23 protein-coding genes and 4 pseudogenes are annotated in these 22,677 nt (G+C 62.4%); 15 read left to right on the top strand and 12 right to left on the bottom strand.

Going from position 1 to position 22,677, the window contains the following annotated elements; all coding sequences use genetic code 11:
* Window positions 1-39: 39 nt before the first annotated feature.
* The 6 genes from BBX50_RS13355 to BBX50_RS13330 form a co-directional block, all read right to left on the bottom strand.
* Window positions 40-1,134, bottom strand: coding sequence for an amino acid ABC transporter permease (locus BBX50_RS13355; protein WP_065775813.1), 1,095 nt, complete (start codon window positions 1,132-1,134; stop codon window positions 40-42).
* Window positions 1,131-2,321, bottom strand: coding sequence for an ABC transporter permease subunit (locus BBX50_RS13350; RefSeq protein WP_065775812.1), 1,191 nt, complete (start codon window positions 2,319-2,321; stop codon window positions 1,131-1,133). The genes BBX50_RS13355 and BBX50_RS13350 overlap by 4 nt, the downstream gene beginning before the upstream one ends.
* 7 nt (window positions 2,322-2,328) lie before the next feature.
* Window positions 2,329-2,763 (bottom strand): tyrosine-protein phosphatase, encoded by a 435-nt coding sequence (locus BBX50_RS13345; protein WP_161490871.1) that lies wholly within the window; start codon window positions 2,761-2,763, stop codon window positions 2,329-2,331.
* Between the two features lie 95 nt (window positions 2,764-2,858).
* Window positions 2,859-3,488: a GntR family transcriptional regulator gene (locus BBX50_RS13340; RefSeq protein ID WP_139108486.1), complete on the bottom strand. Its 630-nt coding sequence runs from the start codon at window positions 3,486-3,488 to the stop codon at window positions 2,859-2,861.
* Window positions 3,485-4,084, bottom strand: a complete 600-nt coding sequence (locus tag BBX50_RS13335; protein ID WP_065775809.1) for a dual specificity protein phosphatase family protein — start codon at window positions 4,082-4,084, stop codon at window positions 3,485-3,487. Before BBX50_RS13335 ends, BBX50_RS13340 begins: the two co-directional genes overlap by 4 nt.
* A 32-nt stretch (window positions 4,085-4,116) precedes the next feature.
* Window positions 4,117-5,160, bottom strand: a complete 1,044-nt coding sequence (locus BBX50_RS13330; protein WP_065775808.1) for a transporter substrate-binding domain-containing protein — start codon at window positions 5,158-5,160, stop codon at window positions 4,117-4,119.
* A gap of 261 nt (window positions 5,161-5,421) precedes the next feature.
* Here BBX50_RS13330 and BBX50_RS29310 point away from each other — a divergent pair.
* A pseudogene (locus tag BBX50_RS29310) lies at window positions 5,422-5,990 on the top strand (UbiX family flavin prenyltransferase).
* Here BBX50_RS29310 and BBX50_RS13325 read toward each other — a convergent pair.
* From BBX50_RS13325 to BBX50_RS13315, 3 genes are all read right to left on the bottom strand, one after another.
* Window positions 5,987-6,679, bottom strand: coding sequence for an NnrU family protein (locus tag BBX50_RS13325; RefSeq protein WP_065775865.1), 693 nt, complete (start codon window positions 6,677-6,679; stop codon window positions 5,987-5,989). The pseudogene BBX50_RS29310 and the gene BBX50_RS13325 overlap by 4 nt on opposite strands.
* 10 nt (window positions 6,680-6,689) lie before the next feature.
* Entirely contained in the window at window positions 6,690-7,118 is a 429-nt protein-coding gene (locus BBX50_RS13320) for a hemerythrin domain-containing protein (protein ID WP_161490872.1), read from the bottom strand.
* Window positions 7,119-7,331: 213 nt separating this feature from the next.
* Window positions 7,332-8,015 carry a DUF1326 domain-containing protein gene (locus tag BBX50_RS13315; protein WP_065775807.1) on the bottom strand — a complete coding sequence of 228 codons (684 nt, stop codon included), beginning with the start codon at window positions 8,013-8,015 and terminating at the stop codon, window positions 7,332-7,334.
* A gap of 617 nt (window positions 8,016-8,632) precedes the next feature.
* Here BBX50_RS13315 and BBX50_RS13310 point away from each other — a divergent pair.
* From BBX50_RS13310 to BBX50_RS13300, 3 pseudogenes are all read left to right on the top strand, one after another.
* Window positions 8,633-8,935, top strand: a pseudogene (locus BBX50_RS13310) (cytochrome c oxidase subunit 3 family protein); the annotation flags it as partial.
* A gap of 272 nt (window positions 8,936-9,207) precedes the next feature.
* Window positions 9,208-9,656, top strand: a pseudogene (locus tag BBX50_RS13305) (cytochrome c).
* Between the two features lie 128 nt (window positions 9,657-9,784).
* A pseudogene (locus tag BBX50_RS13300) lies at window positions 9,785-10,168 on the top strand (Crp/Fnr family transcriptional regulator); the annotation flags it as partial.
* Window positions 10,169-10,228: 60 nt separating this feature from the next.
* On the opposite strand, the gene BBX50_RS13295 reads toward BBX50_RS13300, so the two are convergent.
* From BBX50_RS13295 to alr, 3 genes are read right to left on the bottom strand one after another with little or no spacing between them, the layout of a single operon-like run.
* Window positions 10,229-10,606, bottom strand: coding sequence for a Rid family detoxifying hydrolase (locus BBX50_RS13295; RefSeq protein ID WP_065775805.1), 378 nt, complete (start codon window positions 10,604-10,606; stop codon window positions 10,229-10,231).
* A 35-nt stretch (window positions 10,607-10,641) separates the two neighbouring features.
* Window positions 10,642-11,892, bottom strand: a complete 1,251-nt coding sequence (locus BBX50_RS13290; RefSeq protein WP_065775804.1) for a D-amino acid dehydrogenase — start codon at window positions 11,890-11,892, stop codon at window positions 10,642-10,644.
* A 24-nt stretch (window positions 11,893-11,916) separates the two neighbouring features.
* Window positions 11,917-13,050, bottom strand: coding sequence for an alanine racemase (gene alr, locus BBX50_RS13285; RefSeq protein ID WP_065775803.1), 1,134 nt, complete (start codon window positions 13,048-13,050; stop codon window positions 11,917-11,919).
* A gap of 125 nt (window positions 13,051-13,175) precedes the next feature.
* On the opposite strand from alr, the gene BBX50_RS13280 reads away from it, so the two are divergent.
* From BBX50_RS13280 to BBX50_RS13230, 11 genes are all read left to right on the top strand, one after another.
* Window positions 13,176-13,652 carry an Lrp/AsnC ligand binding domain-containing protein gene (locus BBX50_RS13280; RefSeq protein WP_065775802.1) on the top strand — a complete coding sequence of 159 codons (477 nt, stop codon included), beginning with the start codon at window positions 13,176-13,178 and terminating at the stop codon, window positions 13,650-13,652.
* Between the two features lie 259 nt (window positions 13,653-13,911).
* Window positions 13,912-14,412: an NADH-quinone oxidoreductase subunit J gene (locus tag BBX50_RS13275; protein WP_065775801.1), complete on the top strand. Its 501-nt coding sequence runs from the start codon at window positions 13,912-13,914 to the stop codon at window positions 14,410-14,412.
* Window positions 14,412-14,714 carry an NADH-quinone oxidoreductase subunit NuoK gene (gene nuoK / locus BBX50_RS13270; protein WP_065775800.1) on the top strand — a complete coding sequence of 101 codons (303 nt, stop codon included), beginning with the start codon at window positions 14,412-14,414 and terminating at the stop codon, window positions 14,712-14,714. The genes BBX50_RS13275 and nuoK overlap by 1 nt, the downstream gene beginning before the upstream one ends.
* A 3-nt stretch (window positions 14,715-14,717) precedes the next feature.
* Window positions 14,718-16,181, top strand: a complete 1,464-nt coding sequence (locus BBX50_RS13265) for a monovalent cation/H+ antiporter subunit D family protein (protein ID WP_065775799.1) — start codon at window positions 14,718-14,720, stop codon at window positions 16,179-16,181.
* On the top strand, window positions 16,178-16,432 hold the full coding sequence (locus BBX50_RS13260; protein WP_065775798.1) for a hypothetical protein: 255 nt from the start codon (window positions 16,178-16,180) through the stop codon (window positions 16,430-16,432). The genes BBX50_RS13265 and BBX50_RS13260 overlap by 4 nt, the downstream gene beginning before the upstream one ends.
* Window positions 16,425-18,185 (top strand): Na(+)/H(+) antiporter subunit D, encoded by a 1,761-nt coding sequence (locus BBX50_RS13255; protein ID WP_065775797.1) that lies wholly within the window; start codon window positions 16,425-16,427, stop codon window positions 18,183-18,185. The genes BBX50_RS13260 and BBX50_RS13255 overlap by 8 nt, the downstream gene beginning before the upstream one ends.
* Window positions 18,186-18,193: 8 nt before the next feature.
* The gene (locus tag BBX50_RS13250; RefSeq protein ID WP_065775796.1) at window positions 18,194-19,669 is read left to right on the top strand and encodes an NADH-quinone oxidoreductase subunit M; all 1,476 of its coding nucleotides are present in this window, start codon (window positions 18,194-18,196) and stop codon (window positions 19,667-19,669) included.
* Entirely contained in the window at window positions 19,666-21,105 is a 1,440-nt protein-coding gene (locus tag BBX50_RS13245) for an NADH-quinone oxidoreductase subunit N (protein ID WP_065775795.1), read from the top strand. The genes BBX50_RS13250 and BBX50_RS13245 overlap by 4 nt, the downstream gene beginning before the upstream one ends.
* Before the next feature lie 154 nt (window positions 21,106-21,259).
* Window positions 21,260-21,625, top strand: coding sequence for an NADH-quinone oxidoreductase subunit A (locus BBX50_RS13240; RefSeq protein ID WP_065775863.1), 366 nt, complete (start codon window positions 21,260-21,262; stop codon window positions 21,623-21,625).
* A complete protein-coding gene (locus BBX50_RS13235) occupies window positions 21,613-22,116 on the top strand; it encodes an NADH-quinone oxidoreductase subunit B (protein ID WP_065775794.1) in 504 nt (167 codons plus the stop codon). Before BBX50_RS13240 ends, BBX50_RS13235 begins: the two co-directional genes overlap by 13 nt.
* Window positions 22,113-22,649 carry an NADH-quinone oxidoreductase subunit C gene (locus BBX50_RS13230; RefSeq protein ID WP_065775793.1) on the top strand — a complete coding sequence of 179 codons (537 nt, stop codon included), beginning with the start codon at window positions 22,113-22,115 and terminating at the stop codon, window positions 22,647-22,649. Before BBX50_RS13235 ends, BBX50_RS13230 begins: the two co-directional genes overlap by 4 nt.
* Window positions 22,650-22,677 lie beyond the last annotated feature (28 nt).

Genomic DNA, 22,677 nt, shown 5'->3' with positions numbered 1-22,677 from the left:
GGCACGGGCGTGCGGTCCGCGTTCCGTGTCGCTTCGACTTTAGTGCGCGCGTGTCGTGGCGCTGGCGCTAAGCCGTCGGCCGATCCAAGAAAGATATGAGCAGGACAACAGAAACCACAGACCGACAAAGACATAGGCCTCCAGCGCCTGGTTGCCCCAGGCGACGTCACTGAAGGCCATGCGGGCGGTCGCGCTCAGGTCGTGTAGACCGAGGATCACGACCAGCGAGGTATCCTTGTAGGCACCGATGGTGCTGTTGACGAGTGCAGGCATTGACCGCTCGATCGCCTGCGGCAACAGCACGAGCCTTGCCGTTTGCCAGAAGCCGAGCCCGAGCGAAGACGCAGCCTCGTGTTGGCCGGGGGGAAGCGACAGGAGGCCGCTGCGGACGTCTTCGGCAAAATAGGCGGCGTGAAAAAAGACGAGCGCGATCAGCACAGCGACAATCGGGTCGATTGCCATGCCCTTGGGAAGCGTGAGCGGCAGCACGAACACACCGACGAAGAGCAGCGTCACCATCGGCATGCCGCGCATGATCTCGACATAGGCGGCGGCCGCGCGACGCATGAACCGGTGGCGTGTCTGGTAGCGCGCCAGCGCCAGAAGCACACCCACCGGCAGCGCCAGCGCCAGCGCGATGGTGGAGAGGATGAGCAGGATTGGCAGGCCGTTCCATCGCGTCGCATCAACCGGCGCCAGACCGGCGACGCCGCCCGCCATCAGCACAAAGCTGGCGATCATGCCGGCGACCCAACTGCCAACAAGGAGACGAACGTCCACCCACCGCCCACAAACCGCCATCTGACCGGTCGCCATGGACAAAGTAAGCAGCAGCATGCAGACCACCATCGGCCGCCACTGCAAATCGAACGGGTAGGTGCCAAACAGGATGAAGCGCGTCTTCTCCACCCAAAACGGCCAGCAGGCGCCGCTCGCAGTCCCGCAAAACTCGGCATTGGCCCAGGGCGGAACTGCCGAAAGCAACAACCAGTCGAGCGTGATCCAGCCGATGTAAAGCACCAGCGCGACGCAGGCGAGCGACAACAGGGTCGAGGGTCCCAGCGCCGGCAGCCTGCCCCAACGCGCCTGCGCTTTGCTGTGCGGGCGGCCTGAGAGTGCAACGTCCACGTTCATCGCGTTCCGCGTCCTTCCCGGGCGCGAATACGGGCGCTCCAATGGTTCAAGGTGCCGGCAAGCACAAGGCAGAGCGCCAAGTAGATCGACATGGTGATCAGCATGGTCTCCAGCGGCCGGAATGTCTGGTTGATGGTGGTGCCGGCCACCGACATCAGGTCGGAATAGCCCACGGCGATCGAGATGGAGGTGTTCTTCAGCAGATTGACGAACTGGTTGTTGAGCGGCGGGATAATGATGCGCAGCACCTGGGGCAGGACGATGAGCCGGGTGATGCGGCCGCGCTTCAGGCCGAGTGCGGCCGCCGCCTCGATCTGTCCGGCAGGCACGGCCCGGATGCCGCCGCGCAAAACCTCAGCGATCTGTGCGCCGTGATAAAGTCCAAGCGCGATCGCGACCGTGCAGAACTGGATGGAAAAAGCGACGCCGCCTCCTACGGAAAAGCCTTCGAGTTTTGGCCATGACAAGACAAGCGGCGCCTTGAGCACGAAGGCGAGGGCGGTCGGCACGACGATCGCGATCGCAATGACGACGGGCCATGCAGTGCCGCGCACGCCGGTCTGCGCCTGGCGCCGTGCAACCCGGCGCAGCCAAAGCGCGCTCGCCGCGGGAACGGCCACGAGGGACGCAAGCAGCCAGCGGCTGTTGCGTGGGTCGTCCGAGAGCCATGGAAGATAGATCGCCCGGTTGGAAATCGTCAGCGGCCCGAAGGTGATGGCCTGCCGGACCGCGGGCAGGCCATTCACCGCCGCAACGAAGATCACCAGCAGGACGAGAATCTTCGGCAGGTTCCGGAACAGCTCGACATAGCCAAGCGCAAGCAGGCGCGCAGGTGCCTGAGCGCTGACGCTGAGCAGGCCAACCAGCAGCCCGCTCGCGCAGGCGACCACGAGACTGGCTGCTGCGACGGCAATCGTGTTGGCGAGGCCCGCGAGGATCGCCCGCAGGTAGCTGTCGCTGGCCCCATAAGGGATCAAGCTCTCGCTAAGATCGAAGCCGGCCTGTTGCGTCAGAAATGAAAACCCTGGCTGGATGCCAGCTGCGACCATGTTGGAATGGATGTTCATCGCCACCAGAGCGAACACCGCGATCAGTGCAAGGCCGGCACCGATATCCAACCAGGAAATGTCCAGCGCTTTCTTCGGCGGACTGCTCTGTGCGACAGGAGATATCAGCTTCTGATCCATAGTCGCCTCAAGGATGTACTTCGGCCGGGCTGCGCGACGCCACGGATCCGGCGATCCGGACCACCAGCTCTTTCTGCGCTTCGGTCTCGGGTCCCGATCCGGCATCGGCGACAAGCCTTGCGGCATGAGTCTGGCTGAGCCCAAGGGCCAACAGAATGCATGTAGCCGCTGTGCCGGTGCGGCCAATCCCGGCGGCGCAATGGACAAAGACGCTGGCGCCGGCCGCAAGCGCGATCGCAGCCTGATCGGCTGTAGCCAAAAAGCCGTCTTCGTCATCAGGCACGCCAAAATCGGCGATCGGGAAACGGGTGACCGCAATGCCTAACCCCTTGGCCAAGGCGCTGGCATAGTCCGGCGCCTTCTCTTCTATCTCGCCAATCGGCGTGAGGCTGACCACATGGGAGATCCGTTGCCGGCGCAGCGCGTCCAGATCGTCGGACAATGGCCGCAGGCGGCCGGGCATCGGGCCAAGCCAAAGCTCGCCCGGAACGCCAGTCGGCAAATGGACGGGCCGCAGGAAGGGGATGATGGCGGGGGTCATGCTGTCGTTGCCGGCTCGTCGGCGAGACACGCGAGCAGCCCGGCCGGCTTCTCCGTCTCTGCAAGCTTCGAGACCACGTTGCGCAGCGCTGCAAATGCGCCAGCGACGTCGGCTCGCGCTGCCTGCATGCGCCAGCGAATTGCCCGCCAGTGCAGCGCCGCATGCGCCTCGGCGATGATCGGATCACGCACCAGCCCAGACGCCAGTTCGAGAAACTGCGCGCGAATGGCGAAGTAGCTCGCGAGCGGATCGTTGCCAGGCTTTGCCGACAATTCTGCAATCGCCGCGATCTGGATGCGCGACTGCATGGTGTAGCTTTCCGCGCAGCAGCGCGTGCAGAGCCGAAGCATGTCCGACAACATTGAGAAATGAAGCCCACATTCGGCGGGGTCGAGGGCGCTCACGACCGTGCCGACGCCCGAGCGCGTTTCCAGCAACCTTTCAAACGACAACCGCTGCAGCACCTGCCGGATCGGCGTCCGACTGACGCCGAACTCCTGCGCCAGTTTGCCCTCGTGCAGCATGATCGGCGTATCGGGATCGGTATTGCAGATGCGAAAGCGCAGCTCCTGCAACATGTCCTCGGAACGTGGCGGACCGGACCTCGATGTTTGCGGCAAACTCACGTCTTAGGACCTCCATTGGTCTCGACCGCTCTTTTGCGGTCGTTGAATTGCTCGTGCAGCCAGGTTTCCTGAAGAGGGCTTTCGACGGATTCCGGAAACTGGTCTCGTATCCTGAACAGGGCCTCTTTGACCGAGAGGCCCCGTTCGTTGAGTATGTAGGCCGCAACCGTGCCGCTCCTGCCAGCACCATAACTGCAGCACAGAGCAATTGTCCGATCCTGAGCCAGGGTTGCCGATACATACCCTTCCAGACGCCGCCAGGCTCTGATCCATGCCCGCCCCGGCGCGGCGAAATCATCGATCGGCAGCGCCGCAAAGGCGATGCCTGCCTGCCTCACGCGCTGCCGCAGCAGGAGCCGGAGCCCTGCGGGGCAATCTTCGTCCCGCGCCAGGAACAGAAACAACGAGGCGTCGCGTCGGACCAGCGCATCGATCGCTCTTTCGACCCCCTCTGGATCGAGCCATGCGTCACCGCGGTGGCCGATGGAAAGACCGGGAGCGCCGAGAGTCACGAGGCGACCACCGGCTGGGCAATCCACTGTGGCCCGAATGGGTACGAGGTCCCCGATGTCGCCCTCCAGCTCGCCGCCGGTCATCACGCGTTGCCCCACTTGTGACAATGAACGCCTCACCGTATCGGATAGGCATACATCAGGCCACCATCCTTGGACGAAGCGTTCAAACTGCCCTCGCGCTTGAGATTGAACGGTGTCGATGGGCCGAGGTGGCGATCGAACACCTCGCCATAGGAACCCACCTGCTTGATGACCTGATAGGCCCAATCGGCCGGCAGTTTCATCTTCGCGGCCATGTCGGCGGTCGCGCCGTCCTTGGCGAGCAAGCGCTGTACAGCCTTCGGCTGCTTGTCCAGATGGGCGACAGCAGCATCGACATTCGTCGAGTTGAGGCCAAGCTCGTCGGCGTTGAGCATGACTTCAAACCCCCAGCGCACGGCCCTTTGCAGAGCTTCGTCCGGCTGCGTGACGAGGGTGAGGGGCTCGGCGGAGATCACTTCGGGCAGAAGCTCGTAGTCGGCCGGAGTTTTGGCGAGGTGGCGGTCGGCCGCAAGGGCGGTCATGTCAGAGGCGTAGACGTCGCACTTTCCAGCAAAGAACGCCTGCAGGCGCGCCGTCTTGTCGGCAATGTTTTCGACCTTGTACTCGAGACCTTGCGCAGAAAACCAGTCTGCGATGTTGAGAAGCGTTGTCGATCCATCCTCGGCACAGATCGTCGCGCCCTTCAGCTCGGTTGCCGATTTCACGCCGAGCGACTTTGGCACCATGAAGCCTTGCCCGTCATAGAAGGTCGTGGCGACGAAGGACAAGCCGGGGTCGGCCGACCGCGTGCCCGTCTCCGTCACCGAGCGCGACGCCATGTGTGCCTGCCGGGAGACGAGGCTCTTCAGCGAATCTGAAAAACCGATGCCGCGAATATCGGCCTTGCCGGCGTCACCGAGAATGGCGGCTGCGGCCATCCGGCAAAAATCCGCATTGAACCCCTGAAAGACGCCGGCACTGTCCGGTACCGAGAAACCCGGCGCGCTCGGGCTTACCAGGCAGATCAGCTTTCCGGTTGAAACGACCTCGTCGAAGACAGGACCGGCATGGACGTAAGAAGCGCTTGCAAGCGAGGCAACGCCGGCGAGCGCCGCCGCAAGATAAGACCGAAGCATGATGTTCCCCATTCTTTTAGACAGCAACAGCTATACCTGTATACAGGTGTACCATATGAGGCGCCTATGCGGCTGTCAAGCAGCGCCGTTGCCCGGCAGTTCGGGCATGGGAGCCCTATGCGATGAGCCTTGACTCGACGCCACCAACAAGATCGGTAGCGAGACCGATCGTGAATGGGGACGGGTGCTGCAGATGTCGCCGGCGGTCATCGGTCAGGTCGACGCGATCTGGGCTGATCTCGGGCTTGGAGGCGTCACGCGATGAACCGGATGAAAATCGTTCTCGGCGTTACCGGTGCGTCCGGGGCAGCGATTGCCGTGCGCATCGCCGATGCGGCTCGCCGAAGTCGACAGTGTCGAACTGCATCTCGTCCTATCGCCGGCGGCACACCGCACGCTTGCGCACGAGGTTGGCGCGGACGGGCTTCCTTGCCTGCTGCAGAAGTCCGCCCGAACCTACGACCACGCAGACATCGGCGCGGCGATTGCCAGCGGGTCGTTTTCGACCGCGGGCATGATCGTGGCGCCGTGCTCCATGCGGACGCTGGCGGCGATCGCCGGCGGCATGGCCGACAATCTTCTGGTTCGTGCGGCCGACGTGCATCTGAAGGAACGACGCAGGCTCGTTCTGATGGCGCGCGAGACTCCGCTGCATCTCGGTCACCTGCGCAACATGTGCGCCGTCACGGAAATGGGCGCAATCATCATGCCGCCGGTGCCGGCCTTCTTTCACCGCCCGGCGACCGTCGATGCCATTGGCGGCGCGGGCGATCGATCTGCTGGCGCTGCCGATAGCGCCGCTGGCAAGGGCCTGGCAAGGCGAAGGCTAGTCGAGTGCACTAGCCTGAAGCAGGGGGTCGGCGCCGAAGAGAACCTCGTGCCCGCCAAGCAGCAGCCAGACGGCAATCGTGACGGTGGCAAAGGCGGCGATGATCATCACGGGATCGGCACGCAAACGGGTTTCGCCCCTGATGACGGCTGCGAAGGGCCAGACCGATGTGCCCTTCGAGGCTGTTTGCCAACTAACCCCGAGACGCCTCCGGGCACGCTTTTCGAGCATGAAGAAACCGCCGACCGAAAACAGCGCGAGGCCGCCGAAAAGCACGAGCGAACGCAGATCGCCGTTCGGTACGATGTGACCGGCGGCCCAGAGCAGGAAGCCCCAGAGCACAGGATGGCGGGTGATCGTCACGATGGCGCCCGGCCGTTCGCTTCCCTCATAAATCGAGATCGACAGCGCGTTCTCGCTGAAGAGGCCGGCCAGCACGAAAAAGATGCCAAGCGGCGCCAGAACGAAGGTCACCCAGGCCTGCCAGGCAGCCGGCTCCCAGAGCGGGATGAAATCAAGCTGCAGTGCTGCGTGAAAGACGAATCCGAGGGCGAGCAGCGACAGAAGCGAATAGACCATGAAATAGGTCGAGCGGCTGAGACGGTCCATCAGGCCCTGCCGCAGCGCCGGCCAGGCCGGCACCATATGGAGCAGGAGGAAGACGGCGAAGGCGAGAAGAAAATAGGTCATGTCGATTGTCTCACGCATGGCGCCAGAGAAGCAGGCGTTCCGTTGCCACGTGGCGGCGAACGGTTTCGAAGAAACCACGCAACATATAGCCGATCGCGTCCCATCTCAGCGATGCCCTGTCGTCGAGAACGGCCTTCAGCACGCGCACCAGTTCGGCGGCCGCCCGATCGTCCTGATGGTGCTCGGCACGCAGCCGCTCGATCAGGTCCTTGCGATTCCTGGCTGTGCGCTCGTCTACGACCGCGGGCAAGAGAATCGTCTCCTCGAGCGCATGGACCTGCCTGAGCTTGTCCTGCAGTTCCGCCATGATCACATGGCAGCTCGAGGCGTCGATGCGATGCGGAATCGAGTCTGCGAGCGTCTCTAGGCGGTCGCAGAGAGCAAGAAGCTCGCGGTAGGCTTGTCCCAGCGCCTGTTGTCCGGAAAATCGTTGCTGCATCGAACCTGCTCCAGTGGGTGTCGTGTTTGAACTACACCCGACGGCAACGGTTCTCTTTGACATTTCTCAAAGTCTGCGGCGTGACCGTTCACGGCTCGCACGCTTGTCGCTGGCGAGAGGCGTCCTTGTCACCTCAAATCAGATTGTGACTTTGGTTTGCGGGGCCCGGAACACGGCCGCGGCCTTTGGCCGGGTTTGGTTCCGTCGCCGTATTCACGGACGCGGTGTCATTCGATCAAGCCATGCGGTCAGTCTTGATCTTTCGCGGACCAGACCATCCTGATTGAAGTGATGAACACAAAAATGCGCCCATGAATCTTCGTAGGCCATCTGCATATCCCCGGTGACCGACGTCGTACCGAGCCCGATTTCTGCGTAGGTAAACTCGAAACTGCCACTCGGACGTGCCATCGCAATGTGGAACGGCTGACCGGTAAACTCGTTGATCTTCGGCCTGGCGCGGCTCACCAAGATGCCGGGTATCTCTACTCTGGCGGTTCTGAGTTCCATGTCCACTTCGAGATCGATCGACAGGAACAATGTCCGACAAAATTCCGAGCATGTGGACGCGAATACGGAGAACAGATTGCTGAACGGTTCGCCAGCCTCGCCTGAGATGATCGCCTCCAGCGCGCTCTGTTGAGCATCGTTCGCCCGCTCGTCGATGACGATCTGGCGCTGGCCGTTGCCGTCCTTGATTTCGCCGGGCCACTTATAGATCGCCGCCCAGTTCAGGCCTGCTATCGGCGTGTCGCCAAAGTAGCCTTCAACAATGTTGCCAACGAAAGCCGACTGACAATAGCCGTGGGTGCTTGGTAGGTTGAACTGGCAGCCGCAGTTCATGGCGCAATTGCAGTTATCGTAAGTCTCGCTCTTGAATAACCATTGGTCGACCATAACCCCGATCCTCCCCTAATCTGTGAGAGGGCAGCTCGTCACGCTGAACTCTTCCGCATCGCCGCGCCCGCGATGCCCACGAGACAGCTCCCATTTTGGATGCGGAAGAAACCGAAGCTGCGCAGTGCTGACATGTGGCTTCAACCGCGATGCTCGAACTCCGATTATAGCATGACTCAGAAGAGCCCCCACCGCTCCAAAGCGGGCTTTGACAGGCCGTCCGCTCGCGTGGTTATGAGTCCGCTCCCTTCGGTCCAGGCAGCTAGCGCCGCGGAAGCCCCCGTCTCAGCGATCGAGGAAGAGAACGATGGCGATCGCAACGGAGGAAAGGATCGCCGACAGCGTCGCGCCGCGTTGAAGCACGCCCATGCGATAGAGCACGAGGGCAAAGATGATGATGATGGGGTGGCAACGGATAGGCCGATCTGTGCGTCTGTCATCGGAAGGCTCCTTTGTTCAACGGCAATAGCGCCGCCCCATGCTGCCTTCTTTGCGTAATCGCAACGACAGGATTTGCATCCGCGCCTAGCTCAAGCCTCGTGTTTTTGGAGAGGGATGAGGCAAAACGTGCCGTCCGCATCCCGCTCTACCCCCTTAGACCTGACGGAGACGCTGACATGGACGCCCGCAGTCATCCGATCACCACGGCGGCGGAAGAGGAGACGACGGACACCCTACTGCTCTGGGTGCTCGTCTGGAGCGAACTTGCCGCCTTCGGCATTCTGCTCATCGGTTTTCTGGTTGGCGGCCTCATTCAGCCGGATCCGTTTGCTGCCACCCGCTTGCATCTCGATCCGCTGCTTGCCGGTATCAACACGCTCGTTCTGCTGACCAGCGGCTGGCAGGCGGCCCTGGCGACAAGGCCGCAGGCGTCGCTCGGGCAGCGTCGGCGGGCGCTGGTCAATGCCGCGCTCTTCGGCATGCGCCGTCTGTGCTTCGCTTCGGCCTGCTGATCTGGCCCGCAGCGCTCGTCCTCATCGCCGCAGCGAAGCTGATGCTGGGGACTGTTCTCTTCGGCTGAGGTCACCCGCCGACTTGTTTGCCGAAACGCAAAGAAGCCGCCGCCGATTTCCCTAGACATGGGTTCGCCCCGATTGTTGCCGGAGTCGCAAGTTTCGACGCCACACGGGGAGGGGATCAGATCAGCCGGCTGCGGCACATCGCGGCCATCTGAAATCGAAAGGACCACGTGATGGCAGAACGCCTCACCAAAACCGGGGCCCGTAACGTCTTTTACGGCGGGTCCTTCTTCTTCGCCATCTTCGTCGGGCTGACAGCCCACAGCCACTACTACATGCGGACGACCTCGACGGATGAAACGACGCTGACCGATGCGGTCGCGCGCGGCAAACACGTCTGGGAAAAAACTCCTGTATCAACTGCCAGACGCTTCTGGGTGAGGGCGCCTATTTCGCGCCCGAACTCGGCAATGTCTGGAAGCGCTTCGGCGGCGAGGCCGATCCGGACGGCGCGCGCGAGACGCTCAAGGCCTGGATGGCCGCCCAGCCGACCGGCATCGAAGGGCGGCGGCAGATGCCGCAGTTCAACCTTACCGAACAGGAACTCAACGACCTCGCCGACTTCCTGGAATGGACGAGCCGCATCAAGACCCAGGACTGGCCGCCGAACGAGGCAGGTTAAGCGACGCGATTGGAGTGTGACACCATGAAGTACCAAACCCAGAAGGTCGCGATGCTCTATTTCTACGGAGCGCTCGGCCTGTTCGTCGCCCAGGTGCTGTTCGGCGTGCTTGCCGGCACCATTTATGTCTGGCCTGGCCGACCGAGCTTTGGAACGTCTTCGTCGAGAAGAACCCGCACCTTGCCGTCAATGCGCTGCACACGATCGGTCAGCGCCTCGACGAGGCGCATACCCGCATCCGCGAGATGTCGACCGAGGAGGTCGAGCGCCGCGTCGCCCACACGGTGCTGCGGCTCGCCGAACAGGCCGGCAAACCTTACGGCGGCGGGATCCGCATCGACCTCCCGATCTCGCGCCAGGATATCGCCGAGATGACGGGGACCACCTTGCATACGGTTTCAAGAATCCTCAGTGCCTGGGAAGGACAGGGCCTTGTCCAAGGCGGGTGGCAGAAGCTGACGCTCAGGGACATCCCGGGCCTGCGGCGCATGGCGGAGCGGATCGGCGGCTAGTTGCCGCCGGGCGCTCCTGCGATCCATAGGTGCGCGCACAACACCGATTGTCCAAGGGACTCAAAGGGCGATGACGGCCTCAATCTCAACCTTTGCACCCTTCGGAAGCGCGCTGACCTCGTAGCAGGCGCGGGCGGGAAATGGCTTGGCAAAAAAGCCGGCATAGACCTTGTTGATTTCCGCGAAATGGCCAAGGTCGGTCAGGAGAACCGTCGTCTTGACCGTGTTGGCGAGGGTCGTGCCGGCGGCGGCCGCAATTGCCGCAAGGTTCTTCAGGCATTGATCGGCCTGCGCGATCGCGTCGTCCGAGTTGAACTCTCCGGTCGCAGGATCGATCGGGAGCTGGCCGGAGACGAAGAGCAGGTTGCCGACCTTGATCGCCTGCGAGAAGGGCCCGACAGCGCCCGGCGCGTCGTTCGTGTGGATTTCCTCAATCATGACATGTCTCCTTGAAAAAGGGTGTGTGGAACCGTTCAGGCGTAGCGGGCGATCGCGAGGTCGGTGGCATCGATCTCCGGCTGACGACCGCTGACGAGGTCAGCGACCACGCGGGCCGAGCCAGAGCTCATCGTCCAACCGAGCGTGCCGTGGCCGGTGTTGAGATAAAGGCCGGCGACCTTGGTTGCTCCGATCACGGGGGTGCCGTCCGGCGTCATCGGGCGAAGGCCCGACCAGAAGCTTGCTTTCGACACATCGCCGCCGGGAAACAAATCGGTGACGGAATGCTGCAACGTGAGGCGGCGTGGCTCGCCGAGATCGTTGGTGTAGCCGGAGATCTCCGCCATGCCGCCGACGCGGATGCGATCGCCGAGGCGGGTGATCGCGATCTTGAAGGTCTCGTCCATAACGGTTGATTCGGGAGCACGCGCGGCGTCGGTGATCGGGATGGTCAACGAGTAGCCCTTGACCGGATAGACCGGCAGACGGATTCCGTGCGGCCTGACGAGGAGCGGGGAGAAGCTGCCAAGCGCCACCACCACGGCATCGGCCTGCAGCGTTCCGTGGGCGGTGACGACGCCCCGTATGCGACCGCCTTCCACGTCGAGGCCGCGGATGATGCTGCCGTAGCTGAAGCGAACGCCGAGCTCTTCGGCCCTTTTGGCCAAGGCGTTGGTGAACTTGAAGCAGTCGCCGGTCTCGTCCTTCGGCGTCAGCAGACCGCCGACGATCTTGTCGCGCACATGCTTCAGCGCCGGCTCGACGCGGATGCAGCCTTCACGATCGAGAACTTCGAAGGGGATGCCGTCGGCGGCGAGCGCCTTGACGTCCTTGCCGGAGGCATCAAGCTGCTGTTGCGTGCGGAACAATTGCAGCGTGCCCTGCATGCGTTCGTCATAGGCGATGGCTGTTTCAGCGCGGAGTGCTGCGAGCGAGGTCCGGCTGTAGTCCGCAAGCCGCAACATGCGGCTCTTGTTGATGGCGTAGCGCCTGGACGTACAGTTGAAGAGCATCTTCATCATCCAGGACAACATCGCCGTGTCGACCTTGGGGCGCAGGATCAGTGGTGCGTGTTCCATGAACAGCCATTTCATCGCCTTCATCGGTATGCCCGGTGCGGCCCAGGGCGAGCAGTAACCGAAGGAGACTTCGCCGGCATTGGCGAAACTCGTCTCCAGCGCCGGGCCGGACTGGCGGTCGATGACCGTCACCTCGTGACCGGCCTTGGCAAGCTCGTAGGCCGAGGTGACGCCGACGATGCCGGCGCCGAGAACGATGACTTTCATGATGTCCTCACTGGGAAAGAAGGGTTACCGGTATTGCCGCTCATAGCGATCGCCGAGACCGGTCAGGATTTCGTAGGAAATGGTGCCGGCGTCGCGAGCGATGTCTTCGAGCGTCTGGTTGGGCCCGAGGACTTCCACGAGGCTGCCGAGCGTCAGGCGGTCCGCCGGAAGGCCGGTGATATCGATGGTAATGCTGTCCATGGAAACCCGCCCGACGATCGGCAAGCGCACGCCGTCGCAATAGACGGCTCCTCTGCCGCTGAGGCTGCGCGGCAGGCCGTCGGCATAGCCGGCAGCAATCGTGGCGAGACGCGTTTCGCCTGCCGCGACATGGGTGCCGCTGTAGCCGACGCGCGCACCGGCCGGCACGGTGCGCGTCTGGACCACGGCCACGTCGAGCCGCACGACCGGTTCCATCGGGTTTGCAACGCCCGCAGTCGGTGCGCCGCCATAAAGTGCGATGCCGGGGCGGGCAAGCACGCCGTGATAGTCACCACCGAGAAATATGCCGCCCGAATTGGCAAAGCACAGGTCGAAACCGGGGAACTCCCGTGCGATGTGCGCCATCTCGGTAAGCTGGCTGGAATTTTGCTCACTTTCGACTTCGTCGGCCGAGGCGAGGTGGCTCATGATGAAGAACACGTCGACCCTGTCGTCCGTTCGAAGCGCTTCAGCGAGCCTCGCCCGCTCTTCCGGTGGCAAGCCGAGCCGCGACATGCCGGTATCGAACTGCAACACCGCCGGCAACCTGCGCCCCAGCGCCTCAGCCATCTCGGACCAGCGCTGCCACTGCTCGAGCGAATTGATGACCGGCACGATGCCCTGCTGGGCGCAGCCGGGTTCGTTGCCGGGTTGCAGGCCGTTCAAGACGAAGATCTGCGCGTCATCGGCCAGGTGTGGCCGCAACCGGACTGCCTCGACAAATTGGGCAACGAAGAAGTGCCGGCAACCCTGGGCATAGAGCCGCGCGCCAACCTGTCCTGCGCCAAGTCCGTAGGCATCGGCCTTGACGACGGCCGCTGCGCGCGCCGGGGCAACTTCCCCCGAGAGCTTTTCGTAGTTGCGCGCAAGGGCCGCAAGATCGATGGTCAGATAACCCGAAGCGCCGCTCGTGCACTCCGCCCTCATCTGCCTGTTGTTCTGTAGCACGCCATCCATGCCCGGCCTCCCCATCTGGCGCGAGCCTATTGAAACGATCGTGAAATTGCCGAGGAAAGAGTAATTGATCGTTGCGCCAAATCATGATCATTGAAAGAAACGAAGAAGAATTGGAATAATCTGCAATGACTGCGCTTGATGCGATAGACCGTAACATCCTTCGACTCCTCCGACTGGATGCGCGCCGAAGCAATGCCAGCCTCGCGGGCGAAGTCGGGCTTTCGCCATCGGCTTGCCTCAGGCGGATAAAGATCCTGGAGCAGGCGGGCGTTATTCGCGGCTATACGGCGCTGGTGGACACGTCGAACGTCGAGGCCACCATCGCGGTGATCATCAACATCACGCTGGATCGCCAGACGGAGGACTATCTCGACCGTTTCGAAGCGGCGGTGCGAAAACACCCCGAGATCAAAGAGTGTTTTCTGATGACTGGCGGCTCGGACTATCTGTTGCGCGTCGAAGTCGCCAATGCCGGCGAGTTCGAACGCATCCACAAGGAGATCCTCTCGGCTCTCCCGGGGGTCTCGCGCATTCATTCAAGCTTTTCGATCCGCAACGTGCTTGCAACAAGGACCGGGACGATGCGGTCAGCGCGACGATAGGCGCGACGACAGCATGCCATGACTGGCCGTGGTTCGTCGATTGATGGCCGCTATGCCGGTACTTCACGGACAGTCGCCGATACGAAGCCGGATCGCACTGGTTACCGCCGCGCGGCCTCATTCAATTGTGTTGCCGACAATATTCTTGTGAAAAACCCTTTGCTCAGGCACAATTTATGAACGCAACCGAAGTGCGGCGCTATCTGAGTTCCGGCCGTCATGCGCCCGCAGAATGGTTCGCGCGGGAGAGGCTGCGTCAATGGGCCAGGGGTTCTTCCTTCTGTTTGCTGCGGGGGCCGTGATCACCGCCCTGACAGTCGTCCTGGCGCGCAACCCTGTTCACAGCGCATTGGCGCTGATGGCATGTTTCCTGCAAATCTCGGCAATCTTCGTCCTGCTCGAGGCGCCGCTGCTCGCAGTCGTGCAGATCTTCGTCTATGTCGGCGCCATCATGGTCCTGTTCCTGTTCGTGATCATGATGATCGACGTGCGCGAAGCGGTATTGCAGCGATTTGTGCCGGGGCGAAATCTGCCTGCACTGGTCCTGCTCGTCCTGCTTGGGGTCGAGATGCTTGCGTTGGTGCTCTGGAGCAGCCGCTTCTCGGCGGTTGAGCCCGTCGCGTCGCGCGGCGGCGACCAAGTCAGGGAGCTCAGCACGACACTCTTCGCCGAGTACCTGCTGCCGTTTGAAGTCGCTTCGGTCATCCTTCTGGCGGCACTCGTCGGCGCCATCGTACTGGCTCGCAAGGAGCCCGGGTGATGGTTCCGCTCTGGTGGTACATTTCGCTCGCAGTGGTCCTCTTCGTGATCGGAGCCGCGGGCGTGCTGCTCAGGCGCAATATCCTGGTGGTGCTGATGTCGCTGGAGCTGATGCTCAACTCGGTCAACATCAATTTCATCGCTTTCGGACGTTACTATGATGATTTTCGCGGGCAGATCTTCGCGATCTTCGTCATCGCCATCACCGCGGCGGAAGTTGCCGTCGCCCTCGGCATTTTGGTCGCCCTCGTGAGGAACAAGCCCACCCTCAAGATCGACGACGTGACGACGATGAAAGGATAGCGCTTGGAACCGGTGCTATCAATCCGGCCGCTACTTGCCGTCGCCGTCGCAGGGCTGGCGGCCCTTGCAGTTCTCCTTCTCGACAAGCGCGAGAAAATCCGGGATGCCGTCTCGCCGCTGGCCGCAGTCGCTATGTTCGCGATCGTCCTCTCGATGGCGCCCACGGTGCTTTCGGGCGGCACCATCGAACTGCGCCTGTTCGAGATCCTGCCGGGGATCGACTTCGCTTTTCGGGTCGATGCGCTCGGCATGGTGTTTGCCACCGTCTCGTCGCTCCTGTGGATCGTCGCGGCGGTCTATTCCATCGGCTATATGCGACACCTGAACGAGCACGCGCAGACCCGCTTCTTCGCCTGCTTCGCAACCAGCCTTGCCGCCGCCGTCGGCGGCGCGTTTGCCGCCAATCTGTTCACGCTGGTGATCTTCTACGAGGTGCTGAGCCTCGTGACCTATCCGCTCGTCTATCACCACGAGGACGAAGAGGCATGGGCGGGCAGCCGCAAGTACCTCGTCTACCTGATGGGCGCGTCGAAAAGCGTGCTACTCGCCGCGTTGGCGCTGACCTATCAAATTGCCGGGTCGCTCGACTTTGTGCCCGGAGGGTTGTTGGCGAGTATTGATGCCTCGGCGCCGCTGCTGACGGTTGTCTATTTCTGCTACCTCTTCGGTTTCGCCAAGGCCGCGGTGATGCCGATGCATGCCTGGCTGCCCGCAGCAATGGTTGCGCCGACGCCGGTCAGCGCACTGTTGCATGCCGTGGCCGTGGTCAAGATGGGCGTGTTTTGCGTGTTGCGGTTGGTGTTCGATGTGTTCGGCGTGGATCTGGTCGGAAGGCTCGGGCTCGGCATCGCAACGGCCTATCTCGTCTCCTTCACCATCCTGATGGCGTCGATCTATGCCCTGACCCGGGACGACCTGAAGGCGCGGCTTGCCTATTCGACTGTCAGCCAGCTCTCCTATGTGGTGCTGGGAGCGGTCCTGCTGTCGCCGGTCGCGATGATCGGCGGCATCATTCATATCGCCGTGCACGCCTTCTCCAAGATCACGCTCTTCTTCTGCGCCGGATCGATCTACTGCGCCTCGGGAAAACGAAACATCAGCGACATGGCCGGCATCGGCCGCCGGCTGCCCTGGACGATGGGGGCGTTCTTCGTCGCCTCGCTCAGCATGATTGGCGTGCCGCCCACCGCCGGTTTCGTCAGCAAGTGGTATCTGGCCCTCGGCTCTGTCGAAGCGGGCGAGATGGTTTTCCTGGCCGTCCTGCTGGCAAGCTCGGTGCTGAATGCCGCCTACTTCCTGCCGGTCAGCTATATCGCCTTTTTCGGTTCGGAGGCGCCGGGAGGGACGGAACCTGTCCATGAAATACCGCTGGTAACGATCCCGTTGGTCGCGACCGCCGCCTTGTCGGTCCTGATGGGCATCTTCCCCGGCTATTTCATCGCCTTGGCGGAAGGAGTGGTCAGATGATCAAGCAGATCGTCGATTTCTTTGGCGACGAGGGCTATGCAAGGTCGCGCCGCCGCCTGTTCTATCTCGTGCTCGTTCTCATCGTCGTCGCCGATTTCCTGGTTCCGCGCGAACACGCCGAATATCTCTGGGACCGTTTGCCTGGCTGGTCGGCCGTCTACGGCTTCGGCTCCTGCGTGCTGCTCATCTTCGTTTCCAAGTTCCTCGGCCATCAAGGCGGGCTCATGCGGCGCGAGGACTACTATGATTGACTTCGTCCATCCGGCCCTCCTGTTCATTCTCGGCGCCGTGCCGATCCCGTTCCTGAAGGGATCGGTCCGCAAGGCCTATCTGGTGCTGGTTCCGGCCCTGGCGATCGTCGCGGTCCTCGCAATGGAGCCGGGCAACTATGGGGCGGGGCGCTTCATCGGGCAGGAAATCCTGCTTGCGAAGGTCGACAAGCTCAGCATCGTCTTCGCCACCGTCTTCTCCGTCATGGCGCTGATTGGCATGGTCTACGCACTGCATCTGACAAGGGCCGGACAGCATGTGGCGGCCTTCGTTTATGTCGGCAGTGCGCTGGGTGTGGTGTTTGCAGGCGACTATTTGACCCTCTACCTTTTCTGGGAGAGCATGGCGTTTGCCTCGGCCTATCTGGTCTTTGCGCAAGGGGGCAAGCGAGCGATCGGCGCCGCGTTCCGCTATCTGATGGTGCATATCACCGGCGGCGTCGCGCTGCTCGGCGGCATCGTGCTCCACGGACTTGCCGCCAGCTCGCTACTCTTCGGGCCGATCGCGGGTGCAATGGACACGGGTGCGTATCTGATCCTTGTTGGCTTCTTGCTGAATGCCGCCGTGCCGCCGCTCAATGCCTGGCTGACTGACGCCTATCCTGAAGCGACGGTCACGGGGGCAGTGTTCATGAGCGCCTTCACCACCAAGACGGCCGTCTACGTGTTGGCGCGCGCATTCCCAGGGATGGAGCTTCTCGTCTGGCTCGGCGCGGCCATGGCGCTCTACGGCGTGATCTATGCAGTGCTTGAGAACGACTGTCGGCGGCTGCTTGCCTATCACATCGTCAGCCAGGTGGGTTACATGGTGGCGGGCATCGGCATCGGCACAGAGATGGCCGTGAACGGAGCCACCAGCCACGCCTTCGCCCATATCCTCTACAAGGCGCTTCTCTTCATGGGGGCGGGGGCGGTGATTGAGGTCACCGGGCGGCGCAAGCTCACCGAGCTCGGCGGGCTTTATAAAGCCATGCCGCTGACGGTTGCCCTCTACATGGTCGGCGCCTTCGCGATCTCGGCTTTTCCGTTCTTCTCGGGCTTCGTCACCAAATCGATGGTAATAGCCGCCGCCGGGCAGGATCACCGGGCGCTCGTGGTTCTGGCGCTCACGATGGCATCGTCAGGGACGTTCCTGCACACCGGCCTCAAGCTGCCGTACTACATGTTTTTCGGGCCGGATCGAAAGCTGGAGGCGCGGGAGCCTCCCCGCAACATGCTGGTTGCCATGGGGATAGCGGCCGTGCTCTGCATCGCGATCGGCGTGTTCCCGGGACCGCTCTATGCGCTCCTTCCCTATCCGGTCGTCTTCGAGCCCTATACGGGCGCGCATGTCGCCGAGAGCCTCGGCCTGCTGATGTTTACAGCGCTGGGCTTCGTCCTCTTCCTCCGGGCGCTCGATCCGGAAAATACAATCAGCATCGATACGGACTGGTTCTACCGGAAGGGCGCGCGAGCCTTCCTCTGGCTCGCCGAGAAGCCGTTGGCGCGCTACGAAAAGGCGGTGAGCAATGTGTCCGACACAGTCGCGCTGCCGCTCCTGCACGGGACGGCGCACGCCGGACTGCGGGCCGATCTCAACGGCGTCGACGCCGCCGTCAATGGCCTCGCCCGCGCCATCCTTGTCGGCGGCGGCGCGTTGCGGCGGCTGCAGACCGGCGTCGTCACTCACTATGCGCTGGCGATGATCGCCGGCGTGATCGCGGCGATCGCCGTTTTCACAGTCGTGTGGCAGTAGGGGGTGTGATGGCGTTCCCGCTGCTCAGCCTGATCGTCTTCGCACCCGCCACCGGGGCAGCGATCCTGATGTTTCTGCGCAGCGACGATGCGGTGCGATGGGTCGCGCTCGGTTTCACCTTGCTCGACCTGGCGTTCGCCATCGCGATGCTCGCCGGTTTCGATACCGGGACCTCCGCGATGCAGTTCGTCGAGAAGCGCCCGTGGGTGCCGGCGCTTGGCATTACCTTTGCGCTCGGCGTCGACGGGATCAGTGCGCTCTTTGTGTTCCTCACGGCGCTTTTGGGCCTGGTCTCGGTGCTCGCCTCATGGATCGCCATCGACCGCAAAGTGAAGCAGTTCATGGTCAGTCTGCTCGCCATGCAGAGCCTGATGTTGGGTGTGTTCTCGGCGCTCGACCTGTTTCTGTTCTATGTCTGCTGGGAGGCGATGCTGATCCCGATGTATCTGATCATCGGTGTCTGGGGCGGCGACGGCCGGGTCTATGCGGCGTTCAAGTTCTTTCTCTACACCCTGGCGGGCAGCCTCCTGTTCCTGATCGGCGTCATCGTGCTGTATTTCGAGGGCGGCAGGACCTTCGACATCCTGGCGCTGATGATGCTGAACCTGCCGTTTGATGTTCAGTCCTGGCTGTTCTTTGCCTTCCTCGTCGCATTCGCGGTCAAGGTGCCGATGGTCCCGCTCCATACCTGGCTGCCGGATGCCCATGTCCAGGCTCCGACGGCGGGCAGCATCATCCTTGCCGGCGTGCTCCTGAAGATGGGCGCCTACGGGTTCCTGCGGTTCTCGCTGCCGATGCTGCCGGCGGCCTCGGTCTATTATTCGACCCTGATGATGGCGCTTTCGGCATTCGCGATCGTTTATGGCGGTCTGCTAGCCTTGGCGCAGGACGACCTGAAGAAGCTGGTGGCCTATTCCAGCATCAGCCATATGGGTTTCGTGACGCTTGGGATTTTTGCCCTCAACCCGCTCGGGCTCCAAGGCAGCATCCTGCAGATGTTCAATCATGGCGTGACGACCGGTGCCCTGTTTCTGTTCGTCGGCCTGATCTACGAGCGGACCCACACCCGCAGCATCGCCGACTACGGCGGCTTGATGAAGGTAGCACCAGTCTACACCGGTTTCTTCGCGCTCTTCGTGCTGTCGTCGATGGCGCTGCCGGGGACGAACGCATTCGTGGGCGAGTTGCTGGTGCTGTCGGGTGGGTTTGCAGCCAATCTTGCCTTCGGCGCGGTCGCGGTTTTCGGCGCATTGCTGGGCGCGGCCTATCTGCTTGGCATGTACCGGAAGGTCGCGCTTGGCCCGGCGAGCGTCGGCGCGCGGTTCAAGGTCCGTGATGTCAACGGCCGCGAGATGGCCGCGATCCTGCCGCTCGCAGTCTTCGTGTTTTGGGTCGGGCTCTACCCCAAGCCCTTTCTCGCCATTATCGACAGCTCGGTCACGCATCTTTTGCAGCAGGTCCACGACAAGGAGACCGGCCCATGATCGCCGCAGCGCTCCTTCCGTCGATCCTTGCGAGCCTGCCCGAAATCATCGTGATCACGGGAGCCTGCATCCTTTTGATCGCTGGACAGCTTACGCCGAAGGGACAGGGCGCTGTCCTTGTCTCGGCCGCGGTCGCAGTGGTGCTGCTTGCGGCGCTGGCAACATTCACGGTGTCGGGTGCGGCGCAGCCAGCCTATGCGGACATGTTCGTCGCCGATCCCTTCTCTGTCTTCTTCAAGTCCCTGTTCTACCTGGCGATCCTCCTGACCTTCCTGCTTTCGCGAAACTATGCCGAAATCGAAGGGATCGCCGGCAGCGAATACTACGTCCTGCTGCTCCTTGCGCTGTCCGGCATGATGATCATGGCGTCTGCGACCGACCTCCTGTCGATCTATGTCGGCCTCGAACTGATGGTGCTCTGTACCTACGTGCTGACTGGCTTCCTTCGGCGAGAGCAACGGTCAAACGAGGCGGCGCTGAAATATGTCATCCTCGGCGCGGTCTCGACCGGGATTTTCCTCTACGGCGTCTCGCTGGTCTACGGCCTCACCGGCACGACGCAGCTGGACCGGATGGCGGCGGCAGTCACCGGTGATCCGCTCGATCCGGGCCTGCTTTTGGCGGTGGTCTTCATCGTCACCGGACTGGTCTTCAAGATTGGTGCGGTGCCGTTCCACATGTGGGTGCCGGATGTCTACGAGGGCGCACCGACGACGATTACCGCCTTCATGTCCGTCGGTCCCAAGGCTGCGGGCTTCGCGGTGATCCTCAGGGTGTTTCTCAATCCGCTGGTCGCAGGCTCCAATGTCTGGATCATATTGGCCGTCATTGCGGTCGTGACGATGACGCTCGGCAGTTTCGTGGCGCTGGTGCAGGAGAACTTCAAGCGCCTGCTCGCCTATTCCAGCATCGCCCATGCCGGCTTTGCCATTTTCGGCATCGTGGCCGGAGGTGCCGACGGGATCGCCAGCGTGATGCTCTACCTCCTGATCTACACCTTCATGAATCTCGGCATCTTCGGCGCCGTCATCATGATGCGAAACGGCAATTTCTCGGGCGAAGTCATCGAAGACTATGCGGGTTTCGCCAAGCTGCATCCGGGGCTGGCGCTGTTGATGTTGCTCTATCTGTTTTCTCTGGCGGGCATTCCGCCAACGGCCGGGTTTTTTGCCAAGTTCTACGTGCTGGTCGCGCTCATCGAGCGCGGGTTCGTCCTGCTGGCCGTGATCGCAGTGCTCCTGAGCGCTGTCGCCGCCTATTTCTACATCCGTATCGTCATGGTGATGTTCATGCGCGAACCGGAGCGGGTGTTCGAGCCGGCGCTGACGCCGCTGGTCGGCACCGCTCTCGCCGTGACCGCCGCTGGCACGCTCGGCATCGGACTGTTTCCGGCGTGGTTTTTGAGGCTCGCACAGCAGTCGGTCTTCGGCGGCTGAGCGATCGGATTTGCAATGGCCTATGCGACGGAATAAACTAGCGGTTTAGGAAAGGAATGCCCTTAGTCGCTTCTCCGGGGCGACCGCGTTACCGGCCCAAATGAGCCGATCGCGGCTTGAGCAACGCCCCCGATGGGTGACCGGGCTGCGCAATATGTCTGCAGCGGAATTCCTGCCGGTTCTTTTCATGATCGCCGGAATTGTTCTGGTGGTGGGGGCGACGCTTTTTGTTTCCTCGCTCTTGCGGCCGTCCAATCCCTATCCCGAAAAGAACATGCCCTATGAATGCGGCATGGACCCGGCTGGCGAGGCCGCCGGGGGCCGCTTCAGGGTGCAGTTTTTCATCCTCGCGATCCTGCTGGTCGTCTTCGATGTCGAGGCGATGTTTCTCTTTCCCTGGGCCGTTGTCCTCAAGGAGATCGGTATCGTCGCCTATCTCGAAATGTTCGTCTTCATCGTGCTGCTTCTCGTGGGTTTCGCCTACGCCTGGCTGAAGGGAGCGCTGGAATGGGAGGAATAGGAAACACCATCCAGGACAGCGTGCTGTTCACCACGGCCGAGAGCGTCATCAGTTGGAGCCGAAGGTCGGCTCTGTGGCCCGAGACCTTCGGTATCGCCTGCTGCGCCATCGAAATGATCTCGGCGGGGTGCGCGCGCTACGATCTCGACCGGTTCGGCGTGGTCTTTCGTCCTTCGCCGCGGCAGTCCGATGTGATGATCATTGCCGGCACCGTGACCCGGAAGTTCGCGCCCGTCGTGCGCCGGCTTTACGACCAGATGCCGGAGCCGCGCTGGGTCATCGCCATGGGCACCTGCGCCATATCGGGCGGCGTCTACAACACCTATGCCGTGGTGCAAGGGTCTGAAACCTTCGTGCCGGTCGACGTGCACGTGCCTGGCTGTCCGCCACGCCCCGAGGCGCTGATGCATGGTTTCCTTCTGCTGCAAGAAAAGATCAAGAGGACCCGCGCGCTGGCCGGAACGCCTCTCGATCGGGTTGCCGCATCATGAGTGTCGAGCCGTCTCTCAATCGCGCCCCGATCCTGGAGCGCTTCGGCGAAACAATCGAGGATCTCGGCACCGCACATGACATGGACGTCTTTGTGGTTCCGCCCGAGAAGATCGTCGAGTTCTGCCGCTTCCTGAAAGACCACCCGGAGCTGAAGTTCAATTTCCTTTCCGACATCTGCGGCGTTGACCACTATCCCGAAACGCCGCGCTTCGAGGCGGTGTATCATCTCTATTCGCTGCCCAACCGCTGCCGTGTCCGCATCAAGTGCCGGCTTGGCGACCCGCCCGAGGTCCCCTCGGTCACCGGGGTCTGGCGTACCGCCAACTGGCACGAGCGCGAAGCCTGGGACATGTATGGCATCCGGTTTCAGGGGCATCCCGATTTGCGACGGATCTACATGTGGGAGGGCTTCGAGGGCTTTCCCCAGCGCAAGGATTTCCCGCTCAGGGGCTACAAGGACAAGCTGAACCCGTTTGGTGCCGAAGGTCCGCCACCGACACAGCCCGACCTCGCCACCCGGGACATTCCATAGGGAGGGAGAAGGAAAGGTGAGTGCGGTT

Origin of the sequence: Ensifer sp. LC11 (assembly GCF_001695835.1) — a bacterium.
Classification (GTDB): Bacteria; Pseudomonadota; Alphaproteobacteria; order Rhizobiales; family Rhizobiaceae; genus Ensifer.
Note: the sequence above shows the minus strand (reverse complement) of the source record. Positions and strands in the feature narration are given on the sequence as shown.